We start from the raw sequence: 21,216 nt of genomic DNA on the forward strand, positions 1-21,216 counted from the left end.
GCGCCAACGTGCGCCAGATTGCTGTTCAGGCCCGTGCGCGTTGCGCGGGCCGTCACCGGAGGATGCTGGCATGGCCATGGAAGATCTCGACCGCGCGCTGCTGGAACTGTTGATGCTCGACACGCAAGCGTCGGCGGCCAGCGATTCTGAGAGCGAACGCGAGAGCACGGGCCATCTCGCCGCCCTCCACGCCGAGCCTGCGCCGCCACTGGCAGCCGTGCCGCTGTCGTTTGCACAACGCCGGCTCTGGATGGCGCAGCAGTTCGCGCCGGACGACGACGCGTATCACGTCGCGCGCATATTCCGGTTGAGCGGCGGCACGGCGATTGATGCGAACGCCGTGGAGCAGGCGATCCGCACGGTCATCGCCCGCCACGATGTCTTGCGCACCGCGTTTGCCATGCATGATGGCGAGCCATCGCAAACGGTACTGTCTGAAGTGCCGTTCGCCATGACACGTCTGGACTGGCGCAACCTGCCGGCCTCTGACATCGACACACGCGTTGCCGCGTTCGCCTCGGAGAGCGCCCGAACGCCGTTCGATCTCGCCGCTGCCCCCTTGCTGCGCGTGAGCTGGATCGATTTGCCGGACCGCCAGCACGTGCTGGCCGTCACCATGCACCACCTGATCTCGGACGCCGTATCGAACGACGTCTGGGCGCGCGAATTCGCGCAGACCTATCTAGCCGTGGTGCAGGGCACCGACCCGATGGCGGCGCTGCCGTCGCTGGCCATTCAATATGCCGACTATGCGCAACGCCAGCACGCGGGGCTTATCAGTGGGCGATGGCAGGCAGCGCTCGACGGGTGGCGCCGCGATCTCGCGGATGAGTACGGGCCGTTGCAACTCCCCGCGCCGTTGGCACGTGAGCCCGGGGTGCGTCGCGGTGTGTTGCGTCATCCCCTCGACGCGTCCCGGCACGCCGCACTGACCGCGTGGAGCCAGCAAGCGGGCGTGACACCGTTCGTCACGCTGCTCACGCTCTGGCAAATGACCCTGCGCCGGTATCACGGCGAGGGCGATTTCCTCATCGGCGTGCCCGTTGACGGGCGGCATGTCCCCGGCACGCCCGATCTGATCGGCTGCTTCGTCGGCACACAGGTGTATCGGGCCAGCCATCGTCCGGCACAGTCGTTGCGCACTTGCGTTGACGACGTGAATCGCACGCGGGTGGCGGCGCTTGATCGCCTCGATGTGCCGTTCGAGCTGGCGCTGGATGCAGCCCGGCGTAGCGGCGGCAGCATTTTCCAGACGATGTTCAACTTCAGCCAGTCGGACGCTGCACCGCAACTGCGGGTTGGCGACGTACAGGTGGACGTGCTGACGCTTGCCAACGACACGCCGCAGTTCGACCTGACGCTGGCGGTCGACTGGCATCGACTCGGCGCGGATCTCGATCTCGAATACGATCGCGACCACGTCGATGGCGCGCTTGTTCATGCGCTGCTCGATGACGTCGGCCACTGGCTCGATGCACTGGTGAGTACACCCGACAGGGCGACGGGCGCGGTTGTGCTGACGCAACGCGCTTCGGTGCACCTTGAGGCGGATCGCCTCCCGGATGAGGTCGAGGCAGCCGCACACGATGCGCGGCTCGACCCGGTGCCTGTACGCATTGCGTCGCGGGCGGCGCAAGATTCATCACGATTGGCGGTCGTCTGCGGCGAATCGCGGCTGACGTACGGCGAGTTATTGCATCGCGCCGATGCGCTGGCGCGACGTCTCATCGCGGATGGGGCCGGGCCGGACACCTGCGTCGGTGTCGCGCTCGAACGCTCGGTCGATATGGTCGTGGCAGTGCTCGGCGTACTCCGCGCAGGTGCCGCCTATGTGCCGCTCGATCCTGAATATCCCGCCGAGCGGCTGGCCTATATCGTGGCGGACAGCGGCTTGCTGCGGATCGTTACATGCCCAGAAGTCGCCACGCGGCTGGCATTTCCGGCGGAAATTCGGACCTTTGAGGTGATGTCGGCAGACATTCCGGCCAACGAGGAAGAGGTTGCCGCAGAAGCCCCGAACGTGACCGTACTGCCCGAGCATCTGGCTTACGTGATTTACACGTCGGGATCGACCGGACGCCCCAAGGGCGTCATGGTGCGGCACGCCGCGCTATCGAGTTTCATCGCCAGTCTGCGCGAGCGGCCCGGGCTGACGGCGGAGGATCGCTGGGTTGCCGTGACGTCGCTCTCCTTCGACATTGCCGCGCTGGAGCTGTACCTGCCGCTCGTCACCGGCGCGCAATTGATCGTCGCGGACAAGCACACGACCCGTGACGGCGTGGCGCTTTCGCGACTGCTCACGGATTCCCGGGCCACGGTACTTCAAGCAACGCCAGCCACGTGGCGCATGCTGCTCGATGTCGAAGTGCATGCCACGTCAGCCGGAGGGTCGACGCGTCAGGCCCTTCAGGGACTGAAAGGGCTGTGCGGCGGCGAAGCACTGCCGCCCGATCTTGCGCAGTCGTTGCTCGCTCGAGGCGTGGCGCTCTGGAACATGTACGGACCTACCGAGACGACGATCTGGTCGTTAATCGCTCGTGTAGAAGGAGACAAGACCACGCTCGGTGCGCCGATTCGTGCGACGCAAGCGTGGGTGCTCGATGCCAGTCTCAATGAGACGCCGACCGGTGTTCCGGGCGAGCTATATCTTGGCGGCGAGGGGCTGGCGCGCGGCTATTGGCAGCGCGCCTCGCTCACGGCGGAGCGCTTTGTCCCGCACCCGTTCGCCGCAGAGGGCGCGCGGCTGTATCGCACCGGGGATCTGGTGCGGCGTCGCGCGGACGGCGATATCGAGTTCATCGGCCGCATCGATCAGCAAGTGAAGATTCGCGGCTTCCGCATTGAATTGGGCGAGATCGAGGCGGGGTTGCTGGCCTGCGACGGCGTGCGCGAAGCGGTGGTGACGGCACACTCGGGACCGGCCGGTGTGCGTCTGGTCGGGTATGTGACGGCGTTGCCCGGCACCCAGCCCGATGAGGCCGCATTGCGCCGTGCTATCGGCCGCACGCTGCCCGACTACATGGTGCCGGGCCGCGTGCTGGTGATTCCTGCCATGCCGCTCACCCCCAACGGCAAGATCGACCGGCGAGCCCTTCCAGTACCGCAGCAAAGCGACACTGCCTATGAAGCGCCGACAGGAAACATCGAAACACGGCTTGCCGACGCGTGGCGTTCGGTGCTGCGTCTCGCAGACGACACGCCCATTGGGCGCGACGACAACTTCTATGCGCTCGGTGGCGACTCGATTCTGACGCTCCGGGGTGTCGCCCATGCGGCAGCGGCAGGCGTTGCATCGACGCCTCGTCAATGGTTCGAGGCGGCGACGCTGCGTGCGCTGGCGGCGTCGGTAACTCACGATGTGTCGCCGCAGAGTCGCCCCGAAATGCTGGTTCGCGAGGATGGCCGATTGTGTGTCGCCGCCTCACACGCTCAGCAGCGACAATGGTTCCTGTGGGCGCTGCAACCCGAAAGCTCGGCGTATCACATTACCGGTGCCATGCGGTTGAAGGGCGCATTGGACGCCAACGCCGTCCGTCAGGCATTCGCGAGCATGGTGGCGCGGCACGAAGTGCTTCGCACCACGTTCAGCGACAAGACGGTCGACGGCGATGACACCGACTTGCTTCAGATCGTGCACGCCGACCTGCCGTTTGAATGGCAGCACGTCGCCGTCGCCACGCAAGAAGAGGCGAACCACAGGGCGCAGGCGTTCAACGACGCGCCGTTCGACCTTCGCACCGGGCCGTTGTTGCGCGTGGCAGTGCTGGCACTACCCGGTGAGCCGGTCGCCGAACACATCCTGCTGGTCGCGATGCATCACATCGTCGCGGACGGCTGGTCCATCGATATCGTGCTTCGAGAATTTGTCGCCGGATATCAAGCCGCCGTGGCTGGGCAAGCACCGGACCTCCCCGCGTTGACCCTGCAATACGCCGATGTCGCCGCGTGGCAGCGGGGCCGACTCGCAGCGGGTGAACAACAGCGCCAGCTTGATTGGTGGCGGGCTGCGTTGGGGGAAGGCGAGACAGCGCCCGTGTTGATGCTGCCGTCGGACCACCCGCGCGAACCGCTGGCGCAGTACACGGAATCGTCCGTGCCGTTTTCGTTGCCGCCCGCATTGACGGCCGGTGTTCGCGAACTGGCTGCGGCCCATCGTGCGACACCGTTCATGATCGTGCTCGCGGCGTTCCAACTACTGCTCTCGAGACACAGCGGCCTGCGCGACATTCGTGTGGGCGTGCCGATTGCCGGACGAGAGTTGCCGGAAAGTGCGCCACTAATCGGTTTGTTCATGAACACGCAGGTGTTGCGCGGTCGGCTCGACGCGTCACAAACGGTTGCAGAGCTCGTCGACCGAACCCGCACGCACGTGCTTGAGGCCTCGGCCCATCAGGCATTGCCGTTCGAAGCGCTCGTCGAAGCACTGGCGCCCGAGCGCAGCCTGACGCACATGCCGTTATTTCAGGTGCTGCTCAACTATCAACGCGATGACGCAAGTGCCGTGCAGGCGCTCGACGGTCTTCACGTCGAGCGGTACTTGCCGCGCACGCGCGCCGCACAATTCGAATTGACGCTGAGTGCGCATGAACTGGCGTCTGGCGGACTGACGGGCAGCTTCGACTACGCCCGGGAGCTTTTTGCGCCGGAAACGATGGCTCGCCTGTGCGGCCAGTTCGTGTCGCTTCTGGCAACGTTCGTCGCCGCACCGGACACGCGGCTGGGCGATCTCGCGATACTGACGGGCGATGCGCACGAACGTCTTGTCGAACATGGAGAAACACGGCTCGCACTGGAAACGTTCCTGCCGGTGCATCGCTGCTTCGAGGCCCATGTGGCCGGTGATGCCGACGCGCCAGTGCTGGTACACGATGGCGTCACGCTCTCCCGCGGGGCGCTCGACGCACGCGCGAACCGGCTGGCCCATCATCTGATCGCGCTGGGCGTCAAACCGGATACCCGCGTCGGTGTGGCCCTGACGCGCTCGGTTGACATGATCGTTGGCATTCTCGCCGTGCTCAAAGCGGGCGGGGCGTACGTGCCACTCGATCCGGACTATCCGCCGCAACGGCTCGCCGACATGCTTGAGGACAGCGGCGCGGTTCTCGTGCTGGGGCATACGGCCAGTTCTCACGTCGCGCTGCCCGAGGGTGCCCTGCGTGTCGATGTCGACGCGCCGCTGAACACGCCCGATACCTCCCCCGACGTGCCGTTATTGCCAGCGCATCTGGCTTACGTCATCTACACGTCAGGATCGACCGGCAAGCCGAAGGGCGTTGCGCTCAGCCACGGCGCGCTCGCTGCGCAGGCGCGGGTCTGGGCGTCGCTGTGCCAGTTGTCTGCCACCGACCGGGTGTTGCAGTTCTCGACGATGAACTTCGACGGTTTCGTCGAACAGCTTTTCCCGGCGCTGCACGTCGGGGCCGCCGTCGTTCTGCGCGGTCCGCAGTTGTGGAGCGCGGACGAGTTTGTCGCCAACGTCGCGCGTGACGGCGTCACCGTGGTCGATTTGCCGACGGCGTACTGGAATGTGCTGGTTCAGTCGCTTGATGAAGACTTCGGCCATCGGTCCGACGCCGTGCCGCTGGCGCAAGTCCGCCAACTGCACGTCGGCGGTGAGGCGATGTCTGCACAGGGGTTGCGGCGCTGGCGCGACCATGCGCACCTCCGGCACATCCGTTTGCTCAACACCTATGGGCCGACCGAGGCGGCGGTGACGGCATCCGCGTGGGTTGCCTCTGACGAGGCCGACGGCACAGCCAGCGGCGTACCGATCGGACGCGCGTTGCAAGGGCGACGGTTATACGTCGTCACCCCCGAAATGACACTGGCGCCGCAAGGCGCGATCGGCGAACTTCTGATCGGTGGCGACCTGCTGGCGCGTGGTTATCTCGACCGTGCCGCCCAGACCGCCGACCGCTTCGTACCCGATCCGTTCGGTGCCCCCGGGAGCCGGGCCTACCGCACCGGCGATCTGGTTCGCTGGCGCGCAGACGGGCAACTGGACTATGTCGGACGTGTTGATTTCCAAGTCAAAATCCGCGGCTTCCGCGTTGAACTCGGCGAAATCGAGTCAGCGTTGCTCGCGCAGCCGGGTGTGCGAGAAGCGGTCGTAACCGCATTCGAAAGTGACGCCGGCACACGATTGGCCGCGTACGTCACGGGGCAGGGCGGTCGCACGCCCGACGCCACGGCCCTGCGCGCCGCGCTCGAAGCTGCCTTACCGGCACCGCTCGTGCCCTCGGCCATCATGCCGCTCGATGCATTGCCGATGACGCCGGGCGGCAAGCTGGACCGTCGCGCCTTGCCCGCACCGTCGTTCGAACAGCACGCCTACGTTGCGCCCATCGGTGAGCGCGAATCGGCGCTGGCGGAAGTCTGGGCCGAGGTGCTTGGCCTCGCGCGCGTTGGCCGCAACGACAACTTCTTCTCGCTCGGCGGCGATTCGATTCTGGTACTGAGGGTGGTGGCACGTGCCGCCTCGCGCGGTATTGCTGTCTCGCCCCGGCAAATGTTCGTCCATCGTTCACTGGCGGCGTTGGCTTCGGGGTCGCTGGAAATGTCCGAGGCTGCGCTGCCGCCCATCGCGCGCACCCGCCAGTCACGCTCGGCACTGCCTATGTCGCACGCCCAGCGCCGGTTGTGGTTCCTCTGGCATCTGCAACCGGATAGCAGTGCCTATCACGTTGCCGGTGGTATCGGCTTGCGCGGCACCTTGAATGAGACGGCCGTCCGCCATGCCTTCAGGGATATCGTGGCGCAGCACGAGGTGCTGCGAACGACGTTCGAAGTGCCGGAAGGTGCAACTGAGGCCGTACAGGTCGTTCACGATCTGCCGGATTTTGCATGGCAGGTGTTCGACGCGCACCCTGACGATGCGCCTGCCCGCGCACAGGCCTTCACCGATGCCCCGTTCGATTTGCAGCGCGGGCCTTTGCTGCGCGTGGGCGTCCTGCGACTGGTGGGCGCGGCGTCCGATGCAGACACGGCAGACTATGTGCTGCTGATCGCCATGCACCACATCGTGGCGGATGGCTGGTCGGTCGGCGTGCTGCTCGATGCGTTCGTCGCCGCCTACACGGCGCATTGCCTTGCTGGCGCTGAAACACTCGCATTGGCACGTACCGAGTTACCTGTTCAGTACGGCGATTACGCCGCTTGGCAGCGCGAGACGTTTGACGGTGCCGAGCGCGACCGGCAACTGGGGTACTGGCGCACGGTGCTGGGCCACGTCCATCCCGTCACCGACCTCCCACATGACCACCCGCGTCTTCCGACCGGTGTGTATAAGGCCGCACGCCACTTGTTCCAACTCGATTCGGCGAGCGTCACGGCAGTACGCGAGGCAGCCCGTCGCCACGGCGTCACGCCCTATGTCCTGCTCTTGTCGGCCTTTCAGGCGCTGCTGCACCGTTGGTGCGCGCAAGACGAGATTCGTGTCGGCGTCCCGGTGTCAGGTCGTGACCAACCGGAAGTTGCCAATCTGATCGGCGTGTTCATCAATACGCTCGTGATGCGAGCGGACTTCCCGGCCCGCATGCGTGTAGCAGAACTGGTGAGCATGATCGGCGAGCGCACGCAGCAGGCGCTCGATCACCAGACGCTGCCGTTCGACAGCCTCGTCGATGCGCTGTCTCCCACACGCAGCGTGAGCCACACGCCGTTGTTTCAGGTCATGTTCAATCACCAGCGCGAAGACTATCGCGTGCTGCGTGATCTGCCCGGTCTCACGACCCATCATTTCGACACAGGTGGCGAGGCCGCCCAATTTGAGCTGACGCTGAACGTCAGTGAAGCGTCCGACGGCGCCATCGCGGGTAGCTTCACGTATGCCCGCGAGCTGTTCGAGGCGTCGACGATGGCACGTCTGTCGAGCCAATACGAAACCATGCTGTCCGCCTTGTGTGCCTCGGACGATGCCCTGATTGACGACATCGCGCTCGTTGACGCTGAGGCCACGGCGCAACTCGACGCGTGGGGCGTTGCAACCGACGATTTCGCGGCCGACGCGCCGGTGCACGTCCGCATTGCGGCGCAAGCGCGGCGAACACCGAATGCCATTGCCGTGCGTGGGGATGACGACTCGCTCACGTATGCCGCGCTGGAACGCCGCAGCAATCAGTTAGCGCATGCCCTGATCGCGCGAGGCGTCGGGCCGGATGTGCCGGTGGCCATCGCGCTCGAACGGGGCGCCGGCATGCTCGTGGCGCTGCTTGGCGTGCTCAAGGCGGGCGGCTGCTATGTGCCACTCGACCCGGCGTATCCGGCAGAACGTCTGCGATACATGCTCGACCACAGCGGCGTGACGCGGCTCATTACGCAGTCGTCACTTCAGGCAACGCTGCCGTTGACTGCGGGATCGGAATATTTGCTGCTGGATGCCTTCGACGGCGGGCCGTACGCCTACACGGCGCCCGACGTTCAGGTCGGGGCGGACCATCTGGCCTATGTGATCTACACCTCGGGCTCGACCGGCAAACCGAAAGGCGTGATGGTGCGACACGGCGGACTATCGAACTTTCTGTCCAGTCTGGCACAGCGCCCCGGGCTCGCCGCAGGTGACCGATGGATCGCGGTGACGTCGCTTTCGTTCGACATTGCCGCCCTCGAACTCTTCTTGCCGCTCACACTGGGTGCGCAAGTGATTGTGGCGTCGCGCGAGACCGCCCGTGACGGTTTTGCGCTCGCCGCATTGTTGCAGGAAAGCGGTGCAACGGTGCTGCAATCGACGCCCGCGACATGGCGCATGTTGCTCGCGGTAGACCAGCCGTGGCCTGCGTTACGCGCGCTATGTGGAGGCGAAGCACTGCCGCCGGATCTGGCCGATGCCCTGCGAGCGCGTGGGTGCGAACTCTGGAATCTGTACGGGCCGACGGAGACGACGATCTGGTCGATGCTTGGCCGCGTCGTCGGCAAGCCGGTGTTGGGCAACGTCATCGCCGGTACGCAGGCGCGCGTGCTCGATGCCCGGCTTCAACCGGTGCCGCCGGGCGTGGCGGGGGAGCTATACCTTGGCGGCAGTGGTCTGGCACGCGGCTACTTCGGCCGGGCGGACCTGAGTGCCGAGCGCTTCGTCCCCGATCCTTTTTCGCCGGGCGGCAAGCGGCTCTATCGCACGGGGGATCTGGCACGCTGGAAGCACGACGGGACGCTCGAATTCCTCGGCCGTACCGATCATCAGGTCAAGATTCGGGGTCACCGCATCGAACTCGGTGAGATTGAAGCGCGTCTGGCGGCATGTGCCAACGTCGGGGCGGCGGTGGTCGTCGCGCACGAAGGGGCGTCCGGCACGCAACTGGTCGGATACGTGTCGTTGACAGGCGGAGTAGCGGATGCCGATGCGCTGCGGCGGGAATTGGCCGCGCAATTGCCGGACTACATGGTGCCGGCAATCATCCTCACATTGCCCGCGCTGCCGCTGACCCCCAACGGCAAGATCGACCGCAAGGCCCTGCCTGCACCGGATGTCGCATCACGACAATTCGCAGCCCCGCGCGCTGGCGACGAGGCGTTGCTCGCGGACATCTGGCGTGACGTGCTGGGCGTCGAGCGCATCGGTCGTGACGATAACTTCTTCGCATTGGGCGGCCATTCATTGCAAGCCATGCAGGTCGTTTCGCTGGTGGCCACGAAGCACGCGCGGGCGCTCGCATTGCGCGATGTTTTCGCTGCGGCGACGTTGTCATCGCTCGCCGAACGCCTTGGGCAAGCCTCGCCGGACAGCGATGCTCCGTTTGGCACTCCGCGAACGCCCGCCGTCATCGCGGCAATTCCCCCGCGAGCCGACCGCCAGCGTGCGCCGCTCACGCAGGGTCAGGCGCGTCTCTGGTTCCTTTGGCAGCTTGATCCGTCGAGTGCCGCGTATCACATGACAGGGGCGTTCCGTCTCGATGGGCAACTCGACACGCGGGCGCTGGAACTCGCCGTGGCCGACGTCGTCAAGCGTCATGACGTGCTGCACAGCCACTTCGAGGCAGTCGACGACACGCCGTGGCAGGTTGTAGATGCCGCCGATGCGTTCGGCTGGGCAGTCGAAGACCTTGAACACAGTGGCGCCGCGCTCAATGAGCGTCTTCAGGCACTGTCCTCCCGACCGATCGACCTGACGCATGGGCCGATCCTTCGGGTGACGCTGCTGCGTCTCGGCGCCACCTCGCATGTTCTGCACTTCGTGACGCATCACATCGTTGCCGACGAGTGGTCGGTCGGGGTACTGGCGCGGGACTTCGGCAATGCCTACACGGCACGGCTGGCGGGCGACGAACCCGCCTTCACGCCACTGGCAGCGCAGTACGGTGACTTTGCCGCATGGCATCGCGAATGGCTCGACGACGCGCGCGAGTCGGCACAACTGGCTTATTGGCGAGGCCGTCTGGGTGAGGAGCACCCGGTACTGGAATTGCCGGTGGCACGCAAACGGACCGGCTTGCGCGCCGATCGCGGGGCACGCATCACCGCCGAGTTGCCGGGCGATGTGAGCCATCGGGTCCGTGCGCTGGCGCGCCGTCATGGCACGACACCGTTCACGGTGCTGCTGAGCGCGTGGCAACTCACGCTCTCCCGTTATGCGGCGCAGAAGGACGTACGCGTGGGCGTGCCAGTGGCCGGACGTGTACACCCGGCCACCGACGATCTCGTCGGCTTCTTCGTCAACACGCTCGTTATCCGCAGCGAGTTGAACGGCCTGCAAACCCTCAGCGACCTGCTCGCGCAGACGCGCGACCGCATGATCGAAGCGCAAGCGCATCAGGACGTGCCGTTCGCGGGCGTTGTCGAGGCACTGCAAACACAGCGCAGCTTGAGCCACACGCCGCTGTTTCAGGTGATGTTCAATTACGGTGCCCGTGCCGACAAGCCGACGTCGTTACCGGGGGTTCAATTTGGGCTGCTGGCCAACGAAGCCGCCACCGCCCGGTTCGATCTGGTCCTCAACGTCTTTGAAGATGATGCGTTTGGTCTGTCGCTGACTTACGCGTGCGACATTTTCGAACGGGACACCGTTGGCGAGATGCTCTCGGGTTACCGCGCCGTGCTCGACCGGCTGGTCCGGGACGAAGCGATGCCGGTACCGCCGGAGGTTGCGCTGGGCGACGTGCGTCTGATCGACGCCCCCGAGCCTGTCAATGCTAAGCAGGGATGCAGCAGTGCAGCCGACAAGCCGTGGCGCCCGGTCACGCAGACGTTGATCGAAACGGCGCGCTCGCACGCCGGCAAGAACGCTGTTCACTGTGAAGGCGAATACCTGACGTACGCCGAGCTCGACGCATGGTCAGAGCGGATTGCCCGGCGGCTCATCGCCTCCGGCGTGAAGCACGAGGAACGGGTGGGGCTGTGCCTGCGGCGGTCTGCGGCGGTAGTGCCCGCGCTAATCGGCGTGCTGCGGGCCGGTGCCGCGTTCGTGCCGCTCGACCCGGAGTATCCGGCCGACCGTCTGGCTTACATGATGGAAGATGCGGGCGTCTCCCGCGTGTTGACTGACGCCGACACCCGCGAGGCGCTGGCAGCGCTGTTTGTGCAGCGCGATGCGATTGATATCGACCAACTCCGGCCGACACAGGGTAAAAGTGAAAACGATTCGCGGCGGGGTATCGATGTGCTCGCTGCCATACACGGCGACCAACTGGCTTACGTCATCTACACGTCGGGCTCGACCGGACGTCCGAAGGGTGTGGCCGTCAGCCATCGCAGCCTCGCGCTGCATCTGAATGACTTCATCACGACGTACGGCATTACTCCCTCGGATCGCCAGTTGCAGTCGTCAACCATCAACTTCGACGTGGCGCTGCATGAAATGCTGCCTTCGCTCATGCGGGGCGGCAGCATCGAAATGCGCGGTGCGAAGCCGTGGGATCTCGCGACCACCAATCGCCAACTGGTCGCGCAGCAAGTGACGTTCGCCCGGATTCCAACGGCGTACTGGCAGCAATGGCTGCACGAGCCGCCTGACCCGGCGTCGCTCGCCTTGCGTCAAATTACCGTCGGCGGTGAAGGCTTGCCCGGTGATGCTCTGCGGCAATGGCGCAACGGACCGCTCGCTCACATCCGCCTGGACAATCTCTACGGACCGACGGAGACCACCGTCGCCTGCATGTATCGGCCCACGCAGGACGCGGATTGTGCGCAATCCATCGTGTCCATCGGCGGCCCGTATCCGTCGCGCGACGTCTATGTCTGTGACGACGCGGGCAATGCGCTGCCTGCCGGTGCGCTCGGCGAGCTATGCATCGGCGGTGAAACACTGGCCCGGGGCTATCTTGGCCGCGCGTCGCTCACGGCTGAGAAATTTGTTCCGGACCCACACCGTAACGACGGCGCACGCCTATACCGATCCGGCGACCTTTGCCGTCAGCGCCCGGACGGGACCATCGACTTCCTCGGCCGTATGGACCAGCAAGTGAAGCTGCGTGGTTTCCGGATTGAACTGGGCGAGGTCGAGTCTGCGCTGCGCAGCGTTCCGGGCGTGCGAGAAGCCGTAGCCGAACTGCGCGGGCAGGGCGACGAGCGGCAACTGGTGGGCTACGTCACCGGTGATTCCTCGCTGGCCGATACCGGCTCGCTGCGCGAAGCGCTTCAGACACGTTTGCCCGGATTCATGATCCCGGGGGCGTTCGTACGGCTTGATGCGTTGCCGTTGATGCCCAACGGTAAGCTCAACCGCGCCGCGTTGCCGGAACCGACCGTGCGCAAAGCAGACGAGACGGCCCAAGGGCCGATGACACCTACGGAGTCGATGTTGTTCGACGTCTGGCGCGACACCCTCGGGCGCGACGGCTTCGACCGGCACGACAACTTCTTCGCCATCGGTGGCGATTCTCTTGCGGCGCTCAAGGTCGCCACTAACGCGCAACGTCGCGGCTTCGCCCATTTCTCACTGGAAGGGTTGTTCGCGCATCCGACGATTGCCGGGCTGGCGTCGTGGCTGGACGAGACCACGCAAGGGCGACCGGCCAATATCGTCACGCTCAACCGTTCTTCGGCGACCACGCAACTGTTCGCGATTCACCCCGGATACGGCCTCGTCGGCGAGTATCGGCCGCTGGCCAGCGCGCTGGATGACGTGGCACAGGTGCACGGCGTGCAATCCCCGATGTACACGGACGCCACATGGGCCCCCGCTTCGCTTCGGATGCTCGCAGAGGACTACGCGACGGCGATTCGCCACGTGCAGCCCAATGGCCCGTACCGTTTGCTGGGCTGGTCGAGCGGCGCGGCCATCGCGCGTCACGTGGCGGGCGTACTCGTGGAACAAGGGGAGTCCGTCGACTTCTTAGGCAGCGTGGATGGCGAAGCACCCCAAAATGCTGCATCGTCTGCTGAACCCGCGACTACCGTCGATATCACACAGGCCATGCAGGTCAATGACGCAGAGATCGATCGTTTGCTGGCCGCCATGCACTCCGACGCCGGGCGTTGGCAGGGTGTAGTGCCTGAAGGCGACGACGCACGGCAATGGCCCGCCACCGTACTGCGCATCGGCAAGCACTTCGACGCGGTGTCGGCGAGCGGGCACGACGCGGCGCCATTGCCGGTGCCGATGCACCTTTGGCTCGCACGCCGCGACGGTGACACGACGAATGCACTCGATGCAATCGCCGCAACTCGTGCGTGGCGGGAACAAGCCGGACACGTCACCGTCGAGACCTTCGATACCGATCACACCGGCATCGTGCGTCATCCGGATTTCATTGCGTCGCTGCATCGTGCGATCAGCTCGCTGCATCAACAGAACACCTCGGCTGGCAATCACTCATGACATTTCGCTTCAACCGTCCGGATCGTCATCGCCATGCCAGCGCACGCATCGTGCTGGGCGCGCTCTGTCTTGCCGTGCTGGGTGGCTGCGCGGCAGACGCGTCGCACTCGCCAGCGGTGGCAGGTAGTGCGGAGCCACAGCGTTATCGCGCACAAATCGAGCGGACGACGGACGGCATGCCGCATATCGTCGCCGATGATTGGGGAAGCCTAGGCTGGGGCGCCGCGTATGTGCAGGCACAGGACGACCTCTGCACGATGGCGCAGTCGTTCGTCACGTATCGGGGCGAACGATCGCGCTACTTTGGCGCAAAGGGCACACAACCGACCGATTCGACGCTGGGTGACATCGACAATCTGGATTCCGATGTCTTCTTCCGACTGGTGGCCGACGACGCGCGGCTACAGGCCTACCGCGAGGCCCAGACGCCGCAATTCCGTGAACTGGTCGATGGCTTTGCCGCGGGCTACAACCGCTATCTTCAAGACTGGCAACGCAACAAGACCGCGCCGTCGCACGCGGCTTGCCGCAGCGAACCGTGGGTGACGGCTATTTCACCAGACGACGTCTACCGGCGTTTGTTCGCCGCCAATCTCGCGGGCGGCATGGCGCGATTCGCAGGCCGAGTGGCGAGCGCGATGCCGCCGGGAAAAACGTCAGGGGTACTGCAACCGCAAGGCAGCACATCGCCGGTCGAGAAGCTTGCATTGCGTGAAGGGGAGCTCGACGTCGGCGGCGGGCGGGGTATCGGCAGTAACGCACTCGCGTTCGGCGCGCAGGGCAGCGCAGGCGCGCAGTCAGTATTGCTCGGCAACCCGCACTGGTTCCTCGAAGGACCCGACCGTTTCTATCAGATGCGATTGACCGTGCCGGGCCAACTCGACGTCAGCGGCGTGTCGTTTCTGGGCGTTCCCGTGGTCATGATCGGCTTCAACCACGACATCGCGTGGACGCACACGGTGTCCGCCGCGCGACGTTTCGGCTTGTTTCAGTTGTCTCTCGCGCCGAACTCGGACACCACTTATCTGGTCGACGGCAAACCTGTCGCCATGACACCCGTCACCATTACGGTCCCGGTCCGTGAGGCCGACGGCACAGTGCACCCCCGAAGCCGCACGCTCTACCGCACGGCGCTGGGGCCGGTCGTCAATCTCGGTGCGATGTCGCCCGCGTTGCAGTGGCGGGCCGGTGCGGATGGAAAGCCCGGTCAGGCGTTCGTGATTCGAGACATCAATGCCGACAACTACCGGGTGTTCGCGAACTTCCTTGCGTGGGGCCGTGCGACGTCGCTCGACGATTTCGTCGGAATTGCTCGCAGGGAGGCCGCAACGCCGTGGGTCAACACGGTCGCGATTGGCCGCGACGATCCGCGAGTGTGGTTTGGTGACGTCGGCGCGGTGCCGAACGTGCCCGACGCGCTGGCAGCACAATGCACACCGCCGCTCGGCAAGGCGTTCGCCGCGCAGGCGCCGGGCGTGCCGTTCCTTGATGGATCACGTTCGGCCTGCGGCTGGCAGTCCAGCCCGAAGGCTGCCCAAGCGGGGGCGTTGCCCGCCGACGCGATGCCGCAGTTGTTCCGCCACGATTACGTCGCGAACATGAACAACACGCACTGGATCGTCAACCCCGCGCAGCCACTGACCGGCTTTGCCGCTGTGACAGGCGGTGAGCGCTCGGAAATGGGGTTGCGGCCACGGCTGGGCTTCCGACTGGCCGACCAACGCATTCATGGCAGCGACGGCCTCGGCGCGCCCGGGGCAACGGCCGACAGCGTCGCACGCGCTGCGCTCGACGCACGTTCGATGTCCGCGCTTCTGTTCAAATCGCAGGCGGTGGCAAGCGCCTGCAAGCCCGACGGCGGTCGTCAGATTGTGTCGGTACAACCCATCGAAAAGGATCGCAACGCAACGCCAGCGCGAGATGTCGACATTGCCGAAGCGTGCCGCGTGTTGCAACGCTGGGACAACACCGCTGGTCCGTTCGCGCAGGGTGCCGTGCTGTGGGATGCATGGTGGGCACAAATCAAATCGGTTCCGGAAGACAAACGGTTTGCGGTGCCGTTCGACCCGCAGCGTCCGCTCGACACCCCCGACACGCTGAATGTCGACGGCAAGACGCTCGCCAACTGGCTCGGCATTGCGGTGTTGCGGCTGCGGGAGGGTGGTTTCACGCCGGACGTGGAAACCGGCTCCGCTATGTACGCAGTGCGCAACGGTGTGCGGATTCCGTGGTTCGGCGGCTGCGACGACGAGGGCTATTTCACCTCGGGCTGCAATAGCGACGCCCGCATTGAGAACGGTGCGCTCAAGATCGACGCGCACGCGTTCTCGAACAGCTATCTGCAAGTGGTCACGTTCGGTGCGAACGGCGGACCGGTGGACGCGCGCACGCTCATGGCGGGCTCACAGTCGGATGACCCGGCCTCGGCGCACTTCGCCGACGGCACGTTGCGCTACAGCAAGCAGGCATGGGTTGCCCGTCCGCTCGACACCACACGCACCGTTGACGGCGCACTTTGGCTCGACAGTACACAAGCAACACCGACATTGTTGTCGAATATGCCGAAGGGGAAAGACATCCCGGCGCGTTGGGGAGCCTTGTCAAAGCAGGGGATGCCAGCGCGCGAAGCCAGTGAACTGCTTGGCACGTCCGAAGCGGAACTCGTGGCCGCAGAGCAGGGTAGTGGGGTCGTCCCCCTGCGTGTCGCGCCCTCGGATTTGCGGGCAATGCTCGCCAGACTTCACCGATTGGGGCGCATCGAGGTGATGGTGCGCACGGAGCATGGCATTGCCGAGCAGGTCATCCGTTCGCCGAAGCCCCTCTTTGACGCGAGCGGCAAGGCGACCGGTGCACTGGACATGACGGTCGATGCGTCGCGCTGGGCATCCGCGTATGCCGTCACACGCTACTACGGCCCGAAGCGCGAACCCTATCGTCAACTGCAATTCTTCGACACGCAGGGGCGAAATATCGCCAAGATCACGTCCGTGGACGAGCAACACGTGACGGACTACGATGCATTCGTCGCCGCATTTCGTGCGCCGGGCACGCAGGGCCACGTCGTAGCCCCGCCCGGACGCACTGCGCCCGCCACGTCGCCGGACCAAGCGGCATATAACCTGTGCCAGCGCATGGATCAGGACGGGCGTCGAGCCAGACTGGCCTTGGCCGACGCGCTCGATGCCGCCAAGTCTGGCGGCTGGCCGGTGCGGATCGACGTCAGCAACGACGGGGCGTCGTTGGCGCAAGCCGGGCGCATCGAGCAAGTCAGGAATATCGGCGGCGGATGGCTGAGCGTACAGATTCGGGATTTCACGCTGCACGTGCGCGCGTTGGGTATTGCCGCGAGATGTGATGACCTCGGCAAGAACGACGGACAAATCACGTTGCTGGACAGCAGAGGCGTGCCGTCCGTCTCACTGTCGCTTACGCGGCAAGCCACCGAACAACAGCACCAACGCTGGCTTGCCCTGTGGCAGGAAAACCCTACGGCCAGCGGCAAACAAGCTATCTCGCAGAACGCCCCCACTAGATAACCCCCAATGACATTACCGCTCGCGCCGGTCTTATCGAACGCCGCTCGCGGACAAGAACCACTGGAAAGTTGCATGAAACGTCGTAGTTTTTGTGCCGGCGCGGCTGCCATGTTGGCGAGTGCCGGTCCTTGGGTCCACGCGGCCGGACGCCCGACGACGGCGTCCGCGCCCCCGTCCGGGTTGCGCATTCTTGCGCCCGATCGCGGCGCCGTGTCGTCGCTGCTCGCGCTGGGTATCGAACCCGTCGCGGGGGCCGATCGCGCCTTCTACGATTCGATGGGTGCCGAACCGCGCATGCCGCCGGGCATGAACATCGTCAACAGCGGCGACCCAATCGAGCCGAACCTCGAACTGATGATCGAGTTGGGCATCAACTGGTGCGTCACTGTGACCACGCCGCAAATCGCCCGCGAGCGCATGGGTGTCGTCGCGCCGGTCACCCATCTCGATATCTTCACGGGGGCGACCGGTGCCCTCGACCGTGCGGCCGAGGGGCTGCGCACGCTGGCGCGCATGACCGGCCGCGAGGAGCAAGCCGCCGCCTATATCACGCAGGTCGAAGCCCACATGACCGAGGTCGCCCGAACGCTGGCGGCGAGCGGTCGTCCGGCACAACGTCAGACCTATCTGGTAACACTCAACGACGGCGGCCGATCAATGGTCGCGTATGGCCGCAACAGCATCATGTGGGACGTGATGACCCGCGTGGGCCTGCGCAACGCGTGGACACGCAGCACCAACGAGTACGGGTTCAGTGTCGGTGGCGTAGAGCTACTGGCGGAAGCGCCGGACGCCGACATTGTCGTCGTGGATTTCGGGGCGTCGACAACGGCCGCGTTGCGCCAACTCGCCGTGAGCCCATTCTGGAACCGGCTGGCGTCTGTGCGGGCAGGCCGCGTCTACCGGATTCCGCTCATCGATCTGTTCAACTCGTATCCGTCGGCATCGACACTGCTGCGCGGACTTGACGGGCTCATCCGCCGGGAGGACTTCCGTCATGTCTAGCATGGTCATCCCGACCCCGATGCCGCCGCGCGAGAAGTCGCCGCTGTCGTTCGTCCTGCTCCTCTTCGTGCTTGCGCTGGGACTGACATGGCTCAATCTGCACAACGCGCTGCCGGCCACCGGCTGGCGCGGCCTGTTGCCCGGCGCCGATCCCGACGACATGAAGCGCGTGGTGATCGAGTATTCGTTTGCCCCCCGTCTGGCCGTGTCGCTGCTGGCGGGTGTCGCGCTCTCGCTCGCGGGCGGCCTGTTCCAGCACGTATTGCGCAATCCGCTCGCGGAACCGACGACGCTGGGGGTGGCGGCGGGCGCCAACCTCGCCATGACCGTCACGACGCTGTGGTTTCCGTCGCTACTGATCGAACATCGCGACGCCGTCGCGCTGGGCGGTGCCGTCGCCGCGTTTGCGCTGGTGTTCGTGATCGCCTGGGCGCACTCGCTCTCGCCGCTGGTGCTCATTCTGTGCGGTCTGGTCGTGACGCTGTGCGCCGGGTCCATCGGTTCGGTGTTGTCATTGTTCTTCCATGAAGGGCTGCTCGGCGTTTTCGTCTGGCAATCGGGCGCACTCAACCAGAACAGCTGGGCCATTGCCGAGCAGTTGTTGCCACGCGTCGCGCTGGGTGCCGTGGCCGCGGCGTTGCTAGTGCGGCCGCTGTCGGTGATGGCCGTCGGCGACGATGCCTCCCGCGCGCTGGGGGTATCCCTGCGCTGGTTGCGACTGGGCGCGCTCTTCGTCGGCACGTTGCTGTGTGCGTGGATCGTAAGCGCACTTGGTGTTATCGGCTTCGTGGGACTCGCCGGACCGGCGCTCGCGCGCCTTGCCGGGGCCCGCACGCTCGGAAGACGCCTCGCGTGGGGGGCCGTCATCGGCGCCTTGTTGCTGTGGCTTGCCGACCAGTTGGTGCAATGGCTAGGTCTGTGGATGCCGGAGATTCCGACCGGTATCGCGACGGCGTTGCTGGGCGCGCCACTGTTGTTGTGGCTCTTGCCGCAATTGCACGACAGCGCACACGTGCATCGCCATGAGGGCTCGGTGGCGCAGCGCGCACAGCGCAATCTTTGGGTCGCGGTGATTGGCGCGTTGCTGCTGCTCGTCGTCATGACGGTTGCCGCCATGCTCGTCTCGCGCGGCTTATCGGGCTGGCGCGTGGACACCTTCGAGTCGCTCGGCCGCCTGAGGTCGTTACGCATACCCCGCGTGGTCGGGGCACTCGCAGCGGGCGCCATGCTGTCGGTCGCGGGCATTCTGATCCAGCGTCTGACGGCGAATCCGATGGCCAGCCCGGAAGTGCTGGGGATCTCGTCGGGCGCATCACTCGGGCTGATCGTGCTGCTGTTCGCGGTGAATTCACCGTCTCAGGCGATGCAGCTTGGTGCCGCGTCAGCCGGGGCGTTTGCGGCGCTGGGGGCCATGTTTCTCTTGGCGCGGCGCAGCGGCTTTTCGCCTGAACGTCTGATTCTGACGGGCATCGGTATCAGCACGGTCTTCAGCGGCCTGGCGTCGCTGATGATGGCCAGCGGCGATCCGCGTATGGCGATGATGCTCGCGTGGATGGCCGGATCGACCTATGGCGTGGGCGCGACGCAGGCCACCGTGGCGCTGGTGATCGCGGTCGTACTGCTGCCGCTGGTGCTGATTGCTGCGCGTGCGCTCGACATTCTGCCGTTGGGCGAAGCCGTCGCCCGGTCGGTCGGCGTGAATGTCGGACGCTCCCGGTTCGCGTTGCTGCTGGCCGCCGCCGTGTTGAGCGCGGCTGCCACACTCATCATTGGGCCGATTTCGTTTGTCGGGCTGATGGGGCCGCACATCGCCCGATTGCTGGGGCTGCAACGTCCCGTGTCGCAGATCTTCGGGGGGGCCTTTGTCGGCGGCGCGATGCTGGTGCTGGCGGACTGGATCGGCCGAAATGCATTGTTCCCTGACCAGATGCCGGCGGGCCTGTTGGCCACGTTCGTCGGTGGACCGTATTTCCTGATGCTGATCTGGCGAGACCGCGCCTGACGCGACCGCCGACGATCGCATCGAACTGATTTAGATCGAACTGAGCAAGACCGGATGAAACGATGATGGAAGATACCGAATTCGCCGCCACGCCATCGCAGGTGGCCCAAGTGGCACAACCCGAGCGCGACGCCCACGCGGTGCCGTCGCCGATGTACGACCTGTGCGACGTATCGTTCAAGGCGGGCGAGCGCACGTTGCTGCAACCGCTCACGCTCACGCTGGCACCACGCCGCGTGATCGGACTGATTGGCCACAACGGGTCGGGCAAATCGACGCTGGTCAAACTGCTGGCCCGTCAACAGGCGCCGGCCAGCGGTGAGATTCGCTTCGAGAACACCCCGCTGGGCGACTGGCAAGGCAGGGCGCTGGCGCGCAAGATCGCCTATCTGCCGCAGCACACGCCGCCCGCAGCGGGACTGCGCGTGCGCGAGTTGGTGCGCTTTGGACGTTATCCGTGGCATGGGCCGCTGGGACGTTTCTCCGCGCAAGATCTGGCGCGTGTCGACGAAGCCATGGAGCTCACCGGCGTATCGCGCTTTGCCGATCGTCTGGTCGATACGCTCTCGGGCGGCGAGCGCCAGCGCGTCTGGCTGGCCATGCTCGTGGCGCAGGACGCCGACTGTCTCTTGCTCGACGAGCCCATCGCCGCGCTGGACGTTGCCCATCAGGTCGAGGTGCTGTCACTCGTCCAGTCGCTCTCGCGCACCCGAGGGCTGGGTGTGGTGGTGGTGCTGCACGACATCAACATGGCCGCACGCTTCTGCGACGAGATCGTGGCGTTGCGCGGCGGGCGCTTGTGCGCCCGGGGCACACCGGCCGAGCTCATGACGAGCGAGCGTCTGGAAGACATCTACGGCATCGCCATGGTGGTGATGCCGCATCCGCAGACCGGCGAGCCGGTTTGCGTCGTCCGTTAAGTT

The 21,216-nt window shown here is 65.5% G+C and carries 5 protein-coding genes; all 5 read left to right on the forward strand.

Features of this window, described 5'->3' with window-relative positions:
- Window positions 1-70: 70 nt before the first annotated feature.
- The 5 genes from AT302_RS12430 (at window position 71) to AT302_RS12450 (ending at window position 21,213) form a co-directional block, all read left to right on the forward strand.
- Window positions 71-13,750 carry a non-ribosomal peptide synthetase gene (locus AT302_RS12430; protein ID WP_058378714.1) on the forward strand — a complete coding sequence of 4,560 codons (13,680 nt, stop codon included), beginning with the start codon at window positions 71-73 and terminating at the stop codon, window positions 13,748-13,750.
- Window positions 13,747-17,286 carry a penicillin acylase family protein gene (locus AT302_RS12435; RefSeq protein WP_058378715.1) on the forward strand — a complete coding sequence of 1,180 codons (3,540 nt, stop codon included), beginning with the start codon at window positions 13,747-13,749 and terminating at the stop codon, window positions 17,284-17,286. The genes AT302_RS12430 and AT302_RS12435 overlap by 4 nt, the downstream gene beginning before the upstream one ends.
- A 72-nt stretch (window positions 17,287-17,358) precedes the next feature.
- Window positions 17,359-18,291: an ABC transporter substrate-binding protein gene (locus tag AT302_RS12440; RefSeq protein ID WP_058378716.1), complete on the forward strand. Its 933-nt coding sequence runs from the start codon at window positions 17,359-17,361 to the stop codon at window positions 18,289-18,291.
- Window positions 18,284-20,293 carry a Fe(3+)-hydroxamate ABC transporter permease FhuB gene (fhuB, locus tag AT302_RS12445; protein WP_058378717.1) on the forward strand — a complete coding sequence of 670 codons (2,010 nt, stop codon included), beginning with the start codon at window positions 18,284-18,286 and terminating at the stop codon, window positions 20,291-20,293. The genes AT302_RS12440 and fhuB overlap by 8 nt, the downstream gene beginning before the upstream one ends.
- A 65-nt stretch (window positions 20,294-20,358) precedes the next feature.
- Window positions 20,359-21,213, forward strand: coding sequence for an ATP-binding cassette domain-containing protein (locus AT302_RS12450; RefSeq protein WP_084656195.1), 855 nt, complete (start codon window positions 20,359-20,361; stop codon window positions 21,211-21,213).
- Window positions 21,214-21,216 lie beyond the last annotated feature (3 nt).

Origin of the sequence: Pandoraea norimbergensis (assembly GCF_001465545.3) — a bacterium.
GTDB lineage: Bacteria > Pseudomonadota > Gammaproteobacteria > Burkholderiales > Burkholderiaceae > Pandoraea > Pandoraea norimbergensis.